This window comes from Lysobacter terrae, assembly GCF_054782215.1.
The window spans coordinates 326,091-342,160 of the sequence record NZ_BAAGSX010000008.1 but is presented as its reverse complement, the minus strand read 5'-3'; the positions used below and the strand labels follow the sequence as shown (position 1 = coordinate 342,160).

Annotated in this window: 17 protein-coding genes and 1 tRNA gene; 9 read left to right on the top strand and 9 right to left on the bottom strand. The window is 66.9% G+C overall.

The genetic code is table 11. From position 1 onward, the window contains the following. The first annotated feature begins 4 nt into the window (after nt 1-4). Both ACYVJ8_RS13295 and ACYVJ8_RS13290 read left to right on the top strand, forming a co-directional pair. Nucleotides 5-1,318 carry a putative bifunctional diguanylate cyclase/phosphodiesterase gene (locus ACYVJ8_RS13295; RefSeq protein ID WP_460713155.1) on the top strand — a complete coding sequence of 438 codons (1,314 nt, stop codon included), beginning with the start codon at nt 5-7 and terminating at the stop codon, nt 1,316-1,318. Between the two features lie 92 nt (nt 1,319-1,410). Further along, nucleotides 1,411-1,487 (top strand) — tRNA-Arg (locus ACYVJ8_RS13290). 51 nt (nt 1,488-1,538) lie between these two features. Here ACYVJ8_RS13290 and ACYVJ8_RS13285 read toward each other — a convergent pair. The 5 genes from ACYVJ8_RS13285 to ACYVJ8_RS13265 form a co-directional block, all read right to left on the bottom strand. Continuing rightward, nucleotides 1,539-2,336, bottom strand: a complete 798-nt coding sequence (locus tag ACYVJ8_RS13285; RefSeq protein ID WP_460713153.1) for an SDR family NAD(P)-dependent oxidoreductase — start codon at nt 2,334-2,336, stop codon at nt 1,539-1,541. Nucleotides 2,337-2,401: 65 nt separating this feature from the next. After that, nucleotides 2,402-2,962, bottom strand: coding sequence for a hypothetical protein (locus ACYVJ8_RS13280; RefSeq protein ID WP_460713151.1), 561 nt, complete (start codon nt 2,960-2,962; stop codon nt 2,402-2,404). Next, complete coding sequence (locus ACYVJ8_RS13275) at nt 2,959-3,600, bottom strand: cysteine hydrolase family protein (RefSeq protein ID WP_460713149.1); 642 nt, start codon at nt 3,598-3,600, stop codon at nt 2,959-2,961. Before ACYVJ8_RS13275 ends, ACYVJ8_RS13280 begins: the two co-directional genes overlap by 4 nt. A gap of 28 nt (nt 3,601-3,628) precedes the next feature. Further along, nucleotides 3,629-4,126, bottom strand: coding sequence for a hypothetical protein (locus ACYVJ8_RS13270; RefSeq protein WP_460713147.1), 498 nt, complete (start codon nt 4,124-4,126; stop codon nt 3,629-3,631). Between the two features lie 37 nt (nt 4,127-4,163). Further along, nucleotides 4,164-5,168 carry an alpha/beta fold hydrolase gene (locus ACYVJ8_RS13265; protein ID WP_460713145.1) on the bottom strand — a complete coding sequence of 335 codons (1,005 nt, stop codon included), beginning with the start codon at nt 5,166-5,168 and terminating at the stop codon, nt 4,164-4,166. 294 nt (nt 5,169-5,462) lie between these two features. On the opposite strand from ACYVJ8_RS13265, the gene ACYVJ8_RS13260 reads away from it, so the two are divergent. Beyond that, nucleotides 5,463-5,786, top strand: coding sequence for a helix-turn-helix domain-containing protein (locus ACYVJ8_RS13260; protein WP_460713143.1), 324 nt, complete (start codon nt 5,463-5,465; stop codon nt 5,784-5,786). Here ACYVJ8_RS13260 and ACYVJ8_RS13255 read toward each other — a convergent pair. Both ACYVJ8_RS13255 and ACYVJ8_RS13250 read right to left on the bottom strand, forming a co-directional pair. Continuing rightward, nucleotides 5,776-6,738 (bottom strand): AraC family transcriptional regulator, encoded by a 963-nt coding sequence (locus ACYVJ8_RS13255; protein ID WP_460713141.1) that lies wholly within the window; start codon nt 6,736-6,738, stop codon nt 5,776-5,778. The genes ACYVJ8_RS13260 and ACYVJ8_RS13255 overlap by 11 nt on opposite strands. Before the next feature lie 92 nt (nt 6,739-6,830). Then, complete coding sequence (locus tag ACYVJ8_RS13250) at nt 6,831-7,733, bottom strand: ComF family protein (RefSeq protein ID WP_460713139.1); 903 nt, start codon at nt 7,731-7,733, stop codon at nt 6,831-6,833. Here ACYVJ8_RS13250 and bioB point away from each other — a divergent pair. The 5 genes from bioB to ACYVJ8_RS13225 are packed head-to-tail and all read left to right on the top strand — an operon-like array spanning nt 7,717 to nt 12,715. After that, complete coding sequence (gene bioB / locus ACYVJ8_RS13245) at nt 7,717-8,790, top strand: biotin synthase BioB (RefSeq protein ID WP_460713137.1); 1,074 nt, start codon at nt 7,717-7,719, stop codon at nt 8,788-8,790. The two genes, ACYVJ8_RS13250 and bioB, sit on opposite strands and share 17 nt — an antisense overlap. Before the next feature lies 1 nt (nt 8,791). Further along, entirely contained in the window at nt 8,792-10,024 is a 1,233-nt protein-coding gene (gene bioF / locus ACYVJ8_RS13240) for an 8-amino-7-oxononanoate synthase (RefSeq protein ID WP_460713135.1), read from the top strand. Nucleotides 10,025-10,035: 11 nt separating this feature from the next. Then, complete coding sequence (gene bioH / locus ACYVJ8_RS13235; protein ID WP_460713132.1) at nt 10,036-10,800, top strand: pimeloyl-ACP methyl ester esterase BioH; 765 nt, start codon at nt 10,036-10,038, stop codon at nt 10,798-10,800. Then, nucleotides 10,797-11,720 carry a malonyl-ACP O-methyltransferase BioC gene (gene bioC / locus ACYVJ8_RS13230; RefSeq protein WP_460713130.1) on the top strand — a complete coding sequence of 308 codons (924 nt, stop codon included), beginning with the start codon at nt 10,797-10,799 and terminating at the stop codon, nt 11,718-11,720. The genes bioH and bioC overlap by 4 nt, the downstream gene beginning before the upstream one ends. Continuing rightward, on the top strand, nt 11,717-12,715 hold the full coding sequence (locus tag ACYVJ8_RS13225; RefSeq protein ID WP_460713128.1) for a multidrug resistance efflux transporter family protein: 999 nt from the start codon (nt 11,717-11,719) through the stop codon (nt 12,713-12,715). The genes bioC and ACYVJ8_RS13225 overlap by 4 nt, the downstream gene beginning before the upstream one ends. An 8-nt stretch (nt 12,716-12,723) precedes the next feature. Here the strand turns inward: ACYVJ8_RS13225 and ACYVJ8_RS13220 are convergent, their stop codons facing one another. Next, nucleotides 12,724-14,193, bottom strand: a complete 1,470-nt coding sequence (locus tag ACYVJ8_RS13220; RefSeq protein ID WP_460713126.1) for an ArnT family glycosyltransferase — start codon at nt 14,191-14,193, stop codon at nt 12,724-12,726. Between the two features lie 160 nt (nt 14,194-14,353). Then, nucleotides 14,354-15,373, bottom strand: a complete 1,020-nt coding sequence (locus ACYVJ8_RS13215) for a pyridoxal-phosphate dependent enzyme (RefSeq protein ID WP_460713124.1) — start codon at nt 15,371-15,373, stop codon at nt 14,354-14,356. Nucleotides 15,374-15,496: 123 nt separating this feature from the next. Between ACYVJ8_RS13215 and ACYVJ8_RS13210 the strand changes: the two genes are divergently transcribed. Beyond that, nucleotides 15,497-16,009: a hypothetical protein gene (locus ACYVJ8_RS13210; RefSeq protein ID WP_460713122.1), complete on the top strand. Its 513-nt coding sequence runs from the start codon at nt 15,497-15,499 to the stop codon at nt 16,007-16,009. Nucleotides 16,010-16,070 lie beyond the last annotated feature (61 nt).

Genomic DNA, 16,070 nt, shown 5'->3' with positions numbered 1-16,070 from the left:
AGCCATGCCCATTCTCGAGGACGAACTCACCGGCTTGCACAACCGTCGCAGCTTCATGGCATTGCTGCGGCGCCATGTCGGCTTCGCCAACGAGCGCAAGGCCAACCTCGCCCTCGTCGTGCTCGACATCGACGGCTTCGCGCGCCTCAACGCCACCCATGGCTATGACTTCGGCGACCGCGCATTGCAGCACGTGGCCGGTCAGCTGCGCGCGCTGATCCGCGCGCAGGACTACGCCGCGCGCATCGGCGACAACCGCTTCGCGCTGATCCTGTCGAGCGTGATGAATGCGGGACATGCCGAACTGGCGGTGCAGAAGCTATTCCGCCTGCTCGACCTTCCCTTCGACGGCGGCACCGGGCGCGTGCGCATGACCGCGACGGTCGGCATCGCCCTGTGTCCGCAGCATGCGACCCAAGCCGAATTTCTGTTGTCGCAGGCGGAAAAGAGTCTCGAGCTGGCGCGCGCGACCGGCCAGCGCTGGCAGTTCCCGCCCGACAGCAGCGACGATCCTGGGTTGTCGGAATTCTGGGACCTGGAAATCGAACTCGACGGCGCCGTGCAGCGCGGCGAGACCTACCTCGTCTATCAACCCAAGCTGCGCCTTTCCGACCTAACCACGACCGGCGCCGAAGCGCTCATGCGCTGGCAGCACCGCACGCGCGGGCTGATCTCACCGGCGCAGTTCATCCCGATCGCCGAACAGACCGGTCAGATCAAGAACATGACGGTCTGGGCGCTCAACTCCGCGCTGCGCCATGCCAGCGAATGGAAGCTTCCGCACCAGCCGTTCGGCGTCGCGGTCAACGTGCCGCCGGAACTGGTCGGCCAGGACGACCTGCCTGACCTGGTCGAGAACGCACTGAGCCTGTGGGGCACGCCCGACGTGGAACTGGTGCTGGAGATCACCGAGCGCTCGCTGGTGATGGATCCGCGCCACAGCTTCCGCATCCTCTCGCGCATCCGCGACCTGGGCGTGAAGATCTCGATCGACGATTTCGGCACGGGCTATTCGTGCCTGGCCTACTTCAAGGACATCCCGGCCGACGAGCTGAAGATCGACAAGTCCTTCGTCTCCGGCCTGCTGATCGACGCCACGTGTGCCGACATCACCTCGCTGATCATCGACCTCGCCCACCGGTTCGGACTGCACGTCGTCGCCGAGGGCGTGGAGGACGAGGAAACGCTGGACGCCCTGCGCGCGCGCAACTGCGACGTGGTCCAGGGCCATCTGTTCGCCAAGGCCATGGACGGCGATGAATTCGCCCGCTGGCTGCGCCAGGACGCGCTGGATCCGCCCCTGCGCCGGGCGATTTGAGCGCGGGGTTGGCCGCCGTGGGACGCAGGCGCCGCGGTCGCTGCTAGAATGCCCCTCCCGCGATGGCTGGCCATCGCGCGGTTTTCCACCATGCGCCCGTAGCTCAGCCGGATAGAGTAGTGGCTTCCGAAGCCATTGGTCGGGGGTTCGAATCCCTCCGGGCGCGCCATTTCCCTCCACGCATCCTTCTTCTCCAGCGGCTCCCGCGCGGACAAGCGCCTTACGGGGATCGCGGCGGGGCCGCTGTATAGCGGGCTGCGGGCTTACTACGCGACAGGTTCGGAGCCAGATTCAAGCGCGCCTTGGTGAAGGCCTGCCAGTCGGCCGGGTCGGGCAACGAGGGGATCGTCACCGTCTCGCCCATGTCCAGGCCGGCGAGCGCCGCATCGACCATGTCGTCCACGTCCATCAGGATCTCCTGCGGCAGCTCTTCGAGCTTGCGGCCCGAGCGTTCCCAGATTTCGGTGCGCGTCGCGCCGGGCAACACCACCTGCACACGCACGCCGTCGGGTGCGAGTTCGCGCTGGATCGCCTGGCTTAGGGCCAATACATAGGCCTTGGTCGCCAGGTAGATGGGTTCGAACTGCTCGGGCAACAGCGCGGTGACGGAACCGATGTTGACGATGGTGCCGGCGCGTTGTCGGGCGAAGCGCGCGCCGGCCGCTGCCGCCAGACGCGTCACCGCCAGCACGTTGAGTGCGAGGATCGCATCGATCTGCTGACGGCTGGCAGTGGCGAAGGTGCCGCCGTTGGAAATGCCGGCGTTGTTGATCAGCAGATCGATATCCGCGTCTTCGCTCAGCCGCTGCTCGATCAGGGACAGTTGCGAAGGATCGGCCAGATCCGCCTGGAGGAGTTCGACGTTCACGCCACTCTGCTGTTCGAGCCGCTCCGCGAGTTCCTGCAGCCGCTCGCGATTGCGCGCAACCAGCACCAGATCGTATCCGCGCCGGGCGAGGCGATCGGCATAGGCGGCACCGATCCCCGACGATGCTCCGGTAACAAGGGCCTTTTTCATGGAAGTGCTCCGGCGTGGGAGGAAAGTTTCGCGGTGCCTGCGGGCCCATTAGGCTCGCCGGCGAGTTACCACCGCATCATGGGAAGCGGTCTGAGCGGATGCCGGATGAACTGCCGGCATGTGAGACGAAGCAAGGCGCGGTGAAAGCCGGCATTGGGGAAACCTTCGAATACCTCGGCCAGGAATTTTCTCGGCAACGTAGCGCCCAACATTCCGCGCGATACGTCCAGCCAATCCGCGCGCCGGAACACTTCGACCAAAGGACCTTCGTCGCCTCGATACGGCCTGACTTTGTGGTGTTGGCAAATCATGGCCTCGATCAATCCGCCCGGTGCTTGGTGATCGCTGGCGTCCAACCACTGGCGTGCGCATCGCCGTGATGGCTCCAGGTAGTCGAAGGTTCCATCCATCCAGATTCCCAGGTCGTGAAATGCCGCGGCTACGCTGATGACCTCTCTCGACTCCGTTGACGCCGACGCAATGCAGAAGTTCGCGACCCGATAGCAGTGATTGCGATAGGCGGCGAAGTCGGCGCCGAGCAGTGCCGTGTGCTGAGCGAGAATTTCGTCGAGCTGTGGCAGCTCCGTCACCAGAGCAAGCGGCGGCCTTTGCGCGGGCAAACTCATTTCGGTAAAGCGGCGGGACTCTGGCCAAGCGATTCGAGCAACTCCGCCGTGGTCACGATGGCATGCGCAAACGTCGGTCCGTTGATCTCGTGGGCGGCGTGCATGCCCTCCGGACTGAACGCGGCGGTCGCATCCTTGACCAAGGTGACGTGGTAGCCCAGCTCCATGCCGAACCGGGCCGTGGATTCCACGCAGGTATTGGCGACCATGCCTACCAGGATGATCTTGCGGATGCCGTGGAGCTTCAGCTGCGCATCGAGGTCGGTGTTGGCGAAACCGCTTTGCGCCCAATGCTCGTGCACCACGACGTCGCCTGGCCTGGGACCGAACTGCGGATGGAATTCGCCGCCCCAGGTTCCTGCCGCGAACAGCTGCGTTCGCCTGACCCCGGCCTGGGAGTGGTTCAGGTGCGACCATCCCTCGTAGTCACCTTCGCGCCAGCGCCGGTGCGGGACGATGAAAACGCGGATGCCCGCGGCACGGATGCTGTCGATGACCCGCGGCAGGTTGGCATAGAAGCCGCACGCCGACGCCGTCTCCTTGGTCCTGTCATAGAGCTTTCCGCCCTCGCTCATGAAGTCGTTGTACGGATCGACGACCAGCAAGGCGGTCTCGTTGGCGGCGTAGTTCGTGCTCATGGGCGATCTCCCGCGTGGCCGACGTAGCTCAGGTGGTCGCAGCGACCCGGCGCGAGCGCCGGATGCGCATGACTTGCACTGTCGCGCCGGCTAGATAGACCAGGAAGCCGACGCCGACGAGCGCCTTCAGCGTGGGATCTTCCGGACCGGTGAAGGCGGGATGGCCCAGCGGCACCCGAGTTCCGGTTTCCGTCAGTCCCGGAATCAAATGGAAGAACAGCGTGAGCGAATAGCCGAGCACGGCCAGGTATCGCGACACACCGGTACTGCTGTGGCGTTCGGCGGCATAGGCGATCGCCAGCACCACGAGCGTGAGTATCGCCAGCACGTGCGGTGGGCCGAAGCCGCCATGGTGGAAGATGAAGAGACCGGTGACGGAAGTGGCCGCCGTGAACCAGAAGTACAGCAACCCGGATCGGGTACGCGTACCGATCTCGCCGTAGTTGAACAGCGCGATCAGGCCAGCAACCACCGCGATCAATGCGATCGCGGTGTGGAACATGCCGAAGGGCGTGAGGTTGAGCATGACGGGAGCTCCAATTGCGGCGAACGGCGGCGCTGGCTCAGGACTTCGCGAATGCCAGCAGATCCGCGTTGAGGCGATCCTTGTGCGTGTCGGTAATGCCGTGCGGCGCACCTTCGTACACGATCAGCTTGCTGTTCTTGATCAGCTTGGCCGAGGCACGGCCGGCGGCGTCGATCGGTACGATCTGGTCGTCGTCGCCGTGGATGATCAGCGTCGGCACATCGAACTTCTTCAAGTCTTCGGTGAAATCCGTTTCTGAGAAGGCCTTGATGGAGTCGTAGGTGTTCTTGTGTCCACCCATCATTCCCTGCATCCACCACGCCTGGATGACGCCCTGCGACGGCTTCGCTCCCGGGCGGTTGTAGCCGAAGAACGGGCCGCTGGGGATGTCGAGGAACAGTTGCGAGCGGTTGGCGATCAGGCCGGCGCGAATGCCGTCGAATACGGAGATCGGCAAGCCGCCGGGATTGGCGTCGGTCTTCACCATCAGCGGCGGTACCGCGGAGACGAGCGCGGCCTTCTTCACCCGCTTGGTGCCGTGGCGGCCGATGTAGCGCGCCACCTCGCCGCCGCCGGTGGAGAAGCCGGCCAGCATCGCGTCCTTGACGTCGAGCTTGTCCAGCAACTGCGCCAGGTCGTCGGCGTAGTGATCCATGTCGTTGCCGTCCCAGGGCTGGCTGGAACGGCCGTGGCCCCTGCGATCGTGCGCGATGCAGCGGAAGCCGTTCGCCGCCAGGTGGTACATCTGCGATTCCCAGCTGTCGGCGTTGAGCGGCCAGCCATGGCTGAAGACGACGACCGGGCCGCTGCCCCAGTCCTTGTAATAGATGTCGACGCCTTCTTGGGTGGTGAACGTGCTCATGGTCCGGGTAACTCCTGCGGTGGGGGTGGCAGTGGTGGAGGACGCTACGGTCGCGGCCGGCGGCTCGGAGGAGGAGCAACCGGCGAGCGGAAAGAGGGCGGCCGCGGCGAGTGCCGTGCCCCCGATGAGTAAGTTGCGGCGGTCTGGGTCGACCGGATGCTGTCGCTCTTTGCTGGACATGCTCGCCTCACGGTGGGAGCGGCGACGCCGGTACCGCTGGCATACGCCGGAGAAGCGGTGGGGTATTCGGACGGAAGCATGCTGCTGCCGCTTCCGCCAGTGTGGCTACGTAAAAACGGCAAATGTATGACGGTCGCGCGAGCCGCCCACGGTGCGAACACTTGCCAGATTTACGTAGCGGATCGTGGCGCACGGGGAAACGATGGCGGGGACGGCCGGCCGACTCACGCCTGCGAGACCACCATGGATCGTCTTCCCGCGCGCGACCTGACTGGTTCTGCCAGGAAGGCATCGATGGACAAGGTCATCGGCCTGCTCCGACGGGAGGAAGGGCGAGCGCTTTCCATAGCGGACCTGTTGCAGGTGTCCGGCGTGAGCGAGCGGACATTGCGCTCGTACTTCCAGGAATGCTTCGGCATTGGCCCGCATCGCTACCTCCATATCCGCCGGATGTATCTGATACGCACTGCGCTGATCCTTTCCGAGCTGCACCACGAAACCGTGTCGAACGTGGCGAAACGTTTCGGATACTCCGACGCCGGGCGCATGGCAGCCGAGTATCTGGACATGTTCGGCGAGTACCCTCACCAGACGCTGGAACGGCACCTCAGTGAATAAGCGGCTCCAGTCGCCGGGCATGCGATCCCAGCGCCTGCGACGGCAATAAGCCGAAGTAGTCGCGATACTGCCTGGCGAACCGTCCGAAATCCCAGACGCCATAACGGGCGCACACATTGGTGACAGTTTCGCCGGGAGGCGCGCGTTTCAGCGCGGCATGAATGGCTCTCAGACGATGTCCTATCAAGTATTGATGCGGGCTGATGCCGAGGTGGCTCTTGAAGACATTGCGCAAGGTGCGTTCGGAGGCGCCTGTTGCTGCGCACAGGTCTTCCGTAGAGAGCGCGGTATTGGACATCGAGTCGATCAATTCCAGCGCGATCCGAAGCACGCGGGAGTAGTCGATGTAGCCCCTGGTGTGCAGCACGCTGCGGCCGTTCACCGGCAACAGCAGCGTGAACACCGCGTCCAGCAACTCACTGCGCGCCGCGGCTTCCGCAAGCTCGCCATGGAGTTCTTCCGGCGCGTCGATTTCGACCTGAAAAAGCCGTCGCACCAGGCGGATCAACATGGCGATGCGATCGGTCGAGCGCATCACCAGGTTCTTGCCGAACAACAAGGGGTCGAACTCATCGTCGTGAAGCGAGGCCCAGCGCATCACCAGATCGCTCGACATGGCGATCGTAATCCAGCTCGCGGGCCGGGTGGCGTCGATGTGAAACATGGCGCCGGGAATCATCCAGCCGACGGTACGTTTGTCGAAGCGATTCCCGTCGACCGTGGTCATCTCGTGGCCGCTCAGCGGCACGAAGATGTTGAAGTAATCAGGCAGGCCGGTTCCGTTGTATACCGTGCCCGCACCCTCGCGTCCGGCCATGACGGCAATGCCGCCGAGATCGACGATCCGCAGGCGCCAGTCGCGTTGCTGTCTCGTCTTGAGAATGTAGCGCCCTTGCACGCCGTACAGCGCTTCCTCGAACTCGTCGAACTCGCTGCAGATGAGCTTGAGCATGGAGCCCCTCCCGGAGTGGGTCTCCGAACGCTACTCCGGTCCGCAGCCGGCTTCATCCCCCGCCGGGGGGATCGCACTGCGCTGCCCTACCGCTACGGCACTCGCGCACACACCCACGCATCCACACGCTTTACGCCGGCTCGCTTGAGCGCCTCGGCCGCGGCATGCAGGGTGGCACCTGTGGTCATGACATCGTCGATCAGTACGACATGTGCCGGCAGCGCGACGCCCGGCCTCACCATAAAGGCGCGCCTGAGATTGCGCCGTCGCGCCGCCGCACTGAGTTCCGACTGCGGCGCCGTCGCGCGCACGCGTTGCAGGAGGTCGTCGCGAAGCGGCAGTTCCAGCGCGCGGGCGAGCGGCCGCGCGAGTTCCAGCGCCTGGTCGTAGCCGCGACGACGCAGCCGGGCGCGATGCAGGGGTATCGGGACGAGCGCGTCCGGACGCGGCAGATCCTCCGTGGCTTCCGCCATCAGCTGCGACAGCAAGGCGCCCGCCGCGAGATCACGGTGGAACTTGAACCGCGGCAGCAAGCGGTCGATCGGCGCGGCATAGACGAAACTGGCGTGCACCCCATCCAGCGCCGGCGACAAGTCTGCCGGCAACCGGCCCCGCTGGCGCAAGGCCGCTTCCCGTCGCAGGCAGTCGCCGCAGGTCTCCGCCACTGCCGACGGCAGGGCGCAGCGGGGACAGGCGCAGGCGTTCCAAGGCAGTTCGTCGCAGCAGGCCGGGCACAGATCCATGCCTTCGATACCCGGCGCCTCGCACACCAGGCAGCGGCTGGGCCAGAGCAGGTGGGCGGCATCGACCCGTAGCCAGTGCCCGAGGCGGCGGCGGAGTGCGGCGAGCGAACCGGCATCCGACGATCCGGGGGCGCGCGGGCCCCCGTCAACTGAAAATGCCCTCGCTTGGTTGACAGTGGTGTCCATGGTTTCCAGACTGCCCGCCCCGGTTCGCTTCGTCTGTCGGAAAACCCCCATGCCTGCCGTCAGCAATACCCCCGCCGCGTCCCTCAATGGCGCGCTTCGCCACGACTGGAGCCGCGAGGAAATCCGCGCCCTGTTCGATCTGCCCTTCCCGGAGCTGCTGCACCGCGCCGGCACCGTCCACCGCGAGCACTTCGACCCCGCCCAGGTCCAGGTCAGCACCCTGCTCTCGATCAAGACCGGCGGCTGTCCCGAGGACTGCGGCTACTGCCCGCAGGCCGCGCGCTACCACACCGGTGTGGACGCGACCAAGCTGATGACCACCGAGGCCGTGCTCGAGAAGGCCAAGCAGGCCAAGGCCGCCGGCGCCAGCCGCTTCTGCATGGGCGCGGCCTGGCGCTCGCCGAAGGACCGCGACATCCCCAAGGTCGCCGCGATGATCCGCGAGGTGAAGTCGCTGGGCCTGGAGACCTGCGCCACCCTGGGCATGCTCTCGGGCGAGCAGGCGCAAGCGCTGCGCGCCGCCGGCCTGGACTACTACAACCACAACCTGGACACCGCGCCGGAGTTCTACGGCGAGATCATCCATACCCGTGAATACCAGGACCGCCTGGACACGCTCGCCCACGTCCGCGACGTCGGCATGAAGACCTGCTGCGGCGGCATCGTCGGCATGGGCGAGCAGCGCGAACAGCGCGCGGGCCTGCTGCAGACCCTGGCCAACCTGCCGGCGCACCCGGATTCGGTACCGATCAACCGCCTGGTCCAGGTCGAGGGCACCCCGCTGAACGGGACGGACCAGCTCGACCCCTTCGAATTCGTGCGCACGATTGCCGTCGCGCGGATCCTGATGCCCCGGTCCATGGTCCGCCTCTCAGCGGGTCGCGAGACCATGTCCGACGAGCTGCAGGCCCTGTGCTTCCTGGCCGGCGCGAATTCGATCTTCTACGGTGAGAAATTGTTGACGACGGGCAACCCTGACACCGAACGGGATATGGCATTGTTCGGTCGCTTGGGGCTGGTTCCCATGCCGGTCGTTGAACAGGGGGAGACCGTGCACGCCGACATTCTTGAAACCGCGGGCACCGCTGTCCGCGAAAAAACCATTCCCTGCGCGGTGGCCTGAGATGGCACGCGCGTCCTGGCGTGAGCGCATCGCAGCGGCGCGTGCCGAACGCATCGCCGCGTCGCGCCTGCGCGTCCTGCGGCCGGTCACGCACCGCGATGGCGCGCGCGTCGAAATCCTCGATGCGAACGGCAAACCGCAAAAGCTGTTGAACTTCTGCAGCAACGATTACCTCGGCCTGTCGCAACACTTCGCCGTGGTGAATGCGCTGCAGGACGCGGCCTCGCGCGAAGGCGCCGGCGGCACCGCTTCGCACCTGGTGTGCGGCCACCACGCGCTGCACGAAGCGCTGGAAAAGGAACTGGCCGACTGGCTCGGCGCGCCGCGCGCGCTGCTGTTCGGCAGCGGCTTCATGGCCAACCTCGCTGTGCTCCAGTCGCTGCTCGGCGACGACGACGTCTGCGTGCAGGATCGCCTCAACCACGCCAGCCTGATCGACGCCGCGCGCCTGGCTGGCTGCAAGCTGCGCCGCTATCCGCACGGCGACGCCAACGGCGCACTACGCCTGATGCGCGAAGCCGCCGATGGCGTCGCCATGCTGGCGACCGATGGTGTCTTCAGCATGGACGGCGACGTGGCACCGCTGCGCGAACTGGCGCTCGCCGCCCGCGTGCAGAAAGCGTTGATGTACGTCGACGACGCCCACGGCGTCGGCGTGGTCGGACCCGAAGGCCGCGGCAGCGTCGCCGAAGCGCAACTCACGGCCACACAGGTGCCGCTGCAACTGGTCACGCTCGGCAAGGCGCTGGGCGGCTACGGCGCGGCCGTGGTCGGCGATGCGGACATCATCGAACACCTGATCCAGAACGCACGTCCCTACATCTATACGACGGCATTGCCGCCGGCACAGGCCGCGGCGACGCTCGCCGCGGTGAAACTCGCACGCGGCGAAGACTGGCGCCGCGGCAAGCTCTACGACTTGATCGCGCATTTCAAGGAACGCGCGGCCCAGGCCGGCCTGGTGCTACTGCCGTCGGACACGCCGATCCAACCGGTGATGTGCGGCAGCGACAAGCGTGCGTTGTCGATGTCGGCGACGCTCGAGCAGCGCGGCTACTGGGTGGCGGCGATCCGTCCGCCGACGGTGCCGGAAGGCCGTGCGCGTTTGCGCGTCACGCTGTCGGCGTTGCATACGCATGCCGATATCGACGGTCTGGTGGATGCGCTCGGACGCGCTCGCGACAAGGCGGAAGCCGAGGCACGCGTCGCCGAGATGCTCGCGCAGCCGCGCTGAGGAAGATTCCGATGTACATCGAAACGCGCGGGCAAGGTCCCGCGCTCGCACTCATCCATGGCTGGGCGATGCACGGCGGCCTGTTCGCGCCGCTGGTCGAGCGGCTGCAGGACCGCTACACGCTGCACTTGGTCGACCTGCCGGGCCATGGTTACGCACGCGAAGACGACACCCCGCTGGTGCCGGAAACGCTGGCGGCCGAATTGGTCGCGCGCGTGCCCGATGCCGCATGGCTGGGCTGGTCGCTCGGCGGGCAGTTCGCTCTGCGCGCGGCGCTCGATCATCCGCACGCGGTGCGCGGCCTGATCATGGTCGCGTCTTCGCCGCGCTTCGTGGTGGGCGAGGACTGGAGCCATGGCGTCGGCGCACAACTGTTCCGCGATTTCGGCGAGGCGCTGGCGAAGGATTTCCGCGGCACCCTTGAAGGTTTTCTCGCGCTCGAGGCCCTGGGTTCCGCGCACGCGCAGGAAGAACTGCGCAGCCTGCGCGCGCAGGCGTTCGCGCGCGGCGAACCGGCGGCGCGCACGCTACTGGAAGGCCTGCAGCTGCTGGATCGCCTGGACGTGCGCAGCGAACTGCCGATGCTGTGCGTGCCGAGCTTGTGGATGTCGGGTCGGCGCGATCGGCTCGTCCCCGCCGGCGCGATGCCTGCCGCGGCCGCGCTGGCGCACAACGCGCGCAGCGTGGTGATCGCACATGCCGGACATGCCCCGTTTCTTGGCGCATCGGACCAGGTTGCCGCGGAGATCACGCAATTCATGGAGGCGCTGCCGTGAGCGACCTCTTCGATCACCGCCAGGTCCGCCGCGCCTTCTCGCGCGCGGCGCATCATTACGACGATGCCGCGGCCTTGCAGCGCGAGGTCGGTTCGCGCCTGCTCGAGTCGCTCGACTACTACGACGAACGCGCGCAGCGCGAGGCTGAAGGCGGCAAGCCACGTACGCCGCAGGTCGCGCTCGATATCGGCTGCGGACCGGGACACGCCACGGTCGAAATGCAGAAGCGTTGGCCGAAGGCGCAGGTGATCGCACTCGACCTGGCCTTGCCGATGTTGCAGGAAAGCCGCCGCAACGCCGGCGGCTGGCGCCCGTTCAAGCAGCGCCCGCACGCCGTTTGCGCCGACGCGCGCGCGTTGCCGCTCGCGGATGGCAGCGTCGACGTGCTGTTCTCCAATCTCTGCCTGCAGTGGATCGAGGATCTGCCGGCGGTGTTCGCCGGATTCCGTCGCGTGCTCAAGCCCGATGGCCTGATGGTGCTGTCGACGTTCGGCCCGGACACGCTGTGGGAATTGCGCGAAGCCTTCTCGCATGCGGACAGTGCTCCGCATGTGAGCCCGTTCGCAACGATCGCGCAGTTCGGCGATGCGCTGATCGCCGCCGGCTTCAAGGATCCGGTACTCGATCGCGATGAGTTCCGCCTGCAGCACGACTCGCTCGGCGATCTGATGCGGGAGTTGCGCACGTTGGGCGCCACCAATGCCTTGCGCACGCGCCGGCGCAGCCTCACCGGTCGCGAACGCTTCGCCCGCGCCGCGCAAGGCTACGAGCCGCTGCGCCGCGAGGGCAAGCTGCCGGCGACGTGGGAAGTCATCACCGCGCATGCCTGGGGTCCGCAGCCGGGCACGCCGATCCGCATCGGTGGCGTCGACGAGGTCTCCGTGCCCGTGGCGAAGATTCCGATCCGGAGGCGCGGGTGACGCGTTCGGCGCGCGGCGTCGCCCTGGCGGCGGTGGGCATCGCGCTGTTGTCGGCGTTGTTCTTCACCTGCACGTATGTGCTCAATCGCGCGGCCGCAACGAGCGGCGGCCATTGGGCATGGACGGCGACGCTGCGTTACCTGATCACGCTGCCGATCATGCTCGCGGTGATGCCATGGCAGGGCGGCATGAAGCCGGTCTGGCGCGCGATCCGCACCCATCCCGGTCCTTGGCTGTTGTGGAGCAGCGTCGGCTTCGTCCTGTTCTACCTGCTGCTCAGCTATGCGGCGGCGAGCGGGCCATCCTGGCTGGTCGCGGGGACGTTCCAGCTCACCGTCATCGCCGGGATGTTGTGCGCGCCGTTCCTTTACCGCGATGCGCGCGCACGCATTCCCCTGCCCGCGCTCGCGGCCGGAGTGGTGGTGATTGGTGGCGTCCTGCTGATGCAGATCGGACACAGCGGCGGCCGACTCGATCGCGATGCATGGTTCGCACTGGTCGCCGTCGCCATCAGCGCGTTCGCCTATCCCCTCGGCAATCGCGGCCTGCTTTTGCACCTGGAACGCGTGGGCGTCGAGCTCAACGCCACCCAGCGCGTATTCGGCATGACGCTGGCCAGTCAGCCGCTGTGGTGGCTGGTGGCGGCATTCGCCTTCGCCGGAACCGGCGCGCCGCCCGCGGACCAAGTATGGCTCGCGGCCGGCGTCGCGCTCGGCGCCGGCGTGATCGCGACCGTGCTGTTCTTCCAGGCCACAGGCATGGTCCGCAACGATCCCACCGCGCTCGCGGCGGCCGAAGCGATGCAGGCGGCGGAGATCCTGTTCGCCACGTTCATCGGCGCGCTATGGCTGCATGAAGCCTGGCCGCGAGGCTCCGCACTGTGGGGCGCGCTGCTGGTGATCACCGGCATCGTGTGCTTCAGCATCGTCGCCGCGCGCGCCGCGGCCGGCGACCGCAAGGCGACCCAGGACCTGCGCAGCGATCGCGGCGCCTGACGCCGCGGCTAGGACCGCGACACTCGGAAAATGATGCGACCCTGGTACGGGGTGCCCAATGGCTGCGCGCGATATCCCAATGCAGCGAAGCGGGGCTGCAGCTTCGGCCACAGGGCCTGCTTGCAGATCCAGATCGCGTCGGGCTCGTGCTTCGTCAGTTCCTGCGCCAGGGTTTCGTCATAGCTCGGGTTGAATCGCGATTGCGGCTCGGGATCGAGCGACAACTTCTCGATCTCGGCATCCAGATGCAGGTGCAGGCCGTAGCGGGCCATGTCTTCGACGAACAAGACCTCGTGTACCGGGCCACCGGCGCGCGCGTGGATCTCCCGCGCCCACTCCGACGCATCCTTGTGGGTAGGCCATAGCGACGAAGCGAATTTCAGCGCCAGCAACAGCGCAGTCCAGGCGCCGAGCCAACGCCACGACAATTCCCGCCCTTCGCCCTGGCGCTGCGCGGCCACGATTACGGCCAGCGGCAGGAACAGCGGCAGGATGTACAGCGGCAGGCGCGAACGTGCGATGCAGAACACGAGCAGCGGCAGCAGCAGCCATAGCGCCAACAGCAACATCGCGGCGTCGCGTTCGCGCTGCCCTGCATCGCGCCAACCGCGCACGCGCGCCGGTAGCGCGCGGGCCCAGCGCAGCAGCGCCGGCGTCCACGGCAGCGTGCCCAGCAACAGCGTGGGGCCGTAGGCGACCAGCCAGCCGTACCACTGGCCGTTGCGGCCGAATTCGTCGGTGGTCACGCGATTGACCACTTCGTCGCCGATGAAGTAGCGGAACAAGCCCGGATGATTGGCGATAACGGCGACATACCACGGCAGGGCAAGCAGCAGAAACAGCAGCAGCCCCGACCACTGGAACACACGGCTGCTTTTGCGTGCGGGCATCAGCTGGTCGAAGGCGAGTACCACCAGCAGATGCACCAGTGCCGGCGGCCCCTTGGTCAGGAACCCCAGCGCGAAAGCCATCCACATCAATGCGGTCCAGCGCTTGGATGATGCCCTGTTTCCGAAACGCGCTTCTACGAAGGCCCACATCCCCATGCCGGTGCAGGCCGCCAGCACGTAATCGGTCGTGATCATCTGCGCCGCGCCAACTGCGAATGGCATGGTGGCGTATGCGGCGGCCGCAGTGAGTTCGCTCCCGGGCGCCAGGCGGCGCGCGACCCGCCAGGCCAGCCACACGCACAACAAATAGGACAGGGCTACCGGCAGCCGCGCGGCGAAGGCGTTCTGTCCGAACACGGCCACGCTGGACGCGATCGCCCAATAGGTGAGCGGGGGCTTGGTCCAGTGTCCGACTTCCTCACTGCGGCGCGGGTTCAACCAATCGCCGCTGTCGAGCATGTTCAAGGCGACGTTGGTGTAACGCCCCTCGTCCGGATCCCAGATGCCACGCGAGCCGAGGAAGCCCAGCGCGAGCACGATCGCCATCGCGGCGATCCAGAATGAGGGCCTGCGCAACACAGCGTGCATGCGGACTCCGGAAGCGGGCGGGGCGCAGACTGTAGGGCTGGATCGGAGAAGAATGCGTTACAAGGCGCGCCCGCGGAAGACGGGCGAAGAATAGAGCCCACCATGGGCGGGCTTCTAACCCACTGGGGCGAACGGGGCGTTACGTCCGCCGCAACAACGGTCAGCCCTCGTTCGCGAACAGCGCAGCCAGCGCCGGCAGGTCGACGTTACCGCCGGAAAGAATCACGCCGACGCGCTGGCCGGCAAAGCGCTCGCGATTGGCCAGGATCACCGCCAGCGCGATCGCCGAAGACGGTTCGATCATTTGTTTCGTCCGTTGCCAGAACACCTGCAGTGCGCGGATCGTGGCGCCATCGTCGGCCAGCATCACCTCCACCTGGTGCTGGCGCAGCAGAGTGAAGTTGGGGGCGCCGAGCAAGCCGCGCAGGCCATCGCAAATGGTATCGGGGACGAGTTCGGTGACGCGCTCGCCGCGCTGCAGCGAGGCGTAGCCGTCGGCGGCGCCGGCAGGTTCGGCGCCGAACACGCGGGTGCCGGGCGACACGGCCGCGGTCGCGATGGCAGTACCGCTCAACAATCCGCCGCCGCCCAGCGGCGTCACCACCGCATCGAAGCGGCCATCGTGCCCGACCAACTCCAGCGCGGCAGTGCCCTGGCCGGCGATCACGCGCGGGTCGGTATAGGGATGAACCAGTTCCGCGCCGGTGTTGGCCTGGATCTGCGCGCATGCCGCTTCGCGCGCGGCGATCGTGGGCTCGCAGTAATGCAGCGTGGCGCCGTAGGCACGGATCGCCGCGACCTTCGCCGCCACGGCGTTATGCGGCACCACCACGTGGCAGGGAATGCCGCGGGTGCTGGCGGCCAGTGCGAGCGCGCCGCCGTGATTTCCGGACGAATGCGTCACCACCCCGCGCGGCGCCGTCGCCTGCAGCAACGACCACACCGCGTTGCAGGCGCCGCGGAACTTGAAGGCGCCCGCACGCTGCAGGTGCTCGGCCTTGAAGTGCAGTTCGCAGCCGGCCAGCGCGTCGAGCGAGCGCGAGCGCAGCACCGGCGTGTGGTGCGCGTGTGGGGCGATGCGCGCCGCCGCGGCGAGTACGTCGTCGAAGGTCGGCAGCGCCGCCGGGGCGGCTTCGACCACGTTGCGGCCGGCGGCCGCGAAATCGGGAGCGGAGTTCATGCGCAGATGCTAGCGCGGCGGCCGTGCTTAACGGCTTCGCGCCGGCTTCGCCGGGGGCCGGCGAGTTAAGCCCGAGTTCAAAGCCGCGGACCGAATCTGGCGAACACACACGGGGGCTCCGCCATGATCCGCAAACTTCTTCTACCCACCCTGCTCGTCGGGCTGCTTGGCGGGTGCGTGACCGACTACGGCTACCGCGACGGTTATTACTACGGGCAGCCGAGCGTCGAATACCGCTACTACGACTACGGCTACCCCTACGGCGGCTATGGCGGGTACCCCGGCTACGGCTATTACCCGTACTACGGCTCCGGCTACTACGGCTATCCGTACTACCGCCGCCCCTATTACTACTACAACCCGTACTACTACCACCGGCCGAGGCCGCACGGTCCTGGTCATAACGACAACGACGACGACCACGACAACCCGCCGCCGTGGCGCAACCTCGACCCGCGCCGACGCGTAGAAGACCGGCGTCGCGACTACCGCGCGCAGACGCCGCCGCCCGGCGCGACGATGCCCGGCCCGTCGGCGCCGCGCCATGAGGATCGTGGAGACGGGCCGCGGGTACGCGAGGCTCCGCACCGCAATCAGGAAACTCGTCGCCCACGGACCACGACGCAGGAGCCGTGACCACCCGTCGCCGCAAAGGCGGCAACGCATCACAGAACGGCGCTGCCAGGCGCTTGCGCTA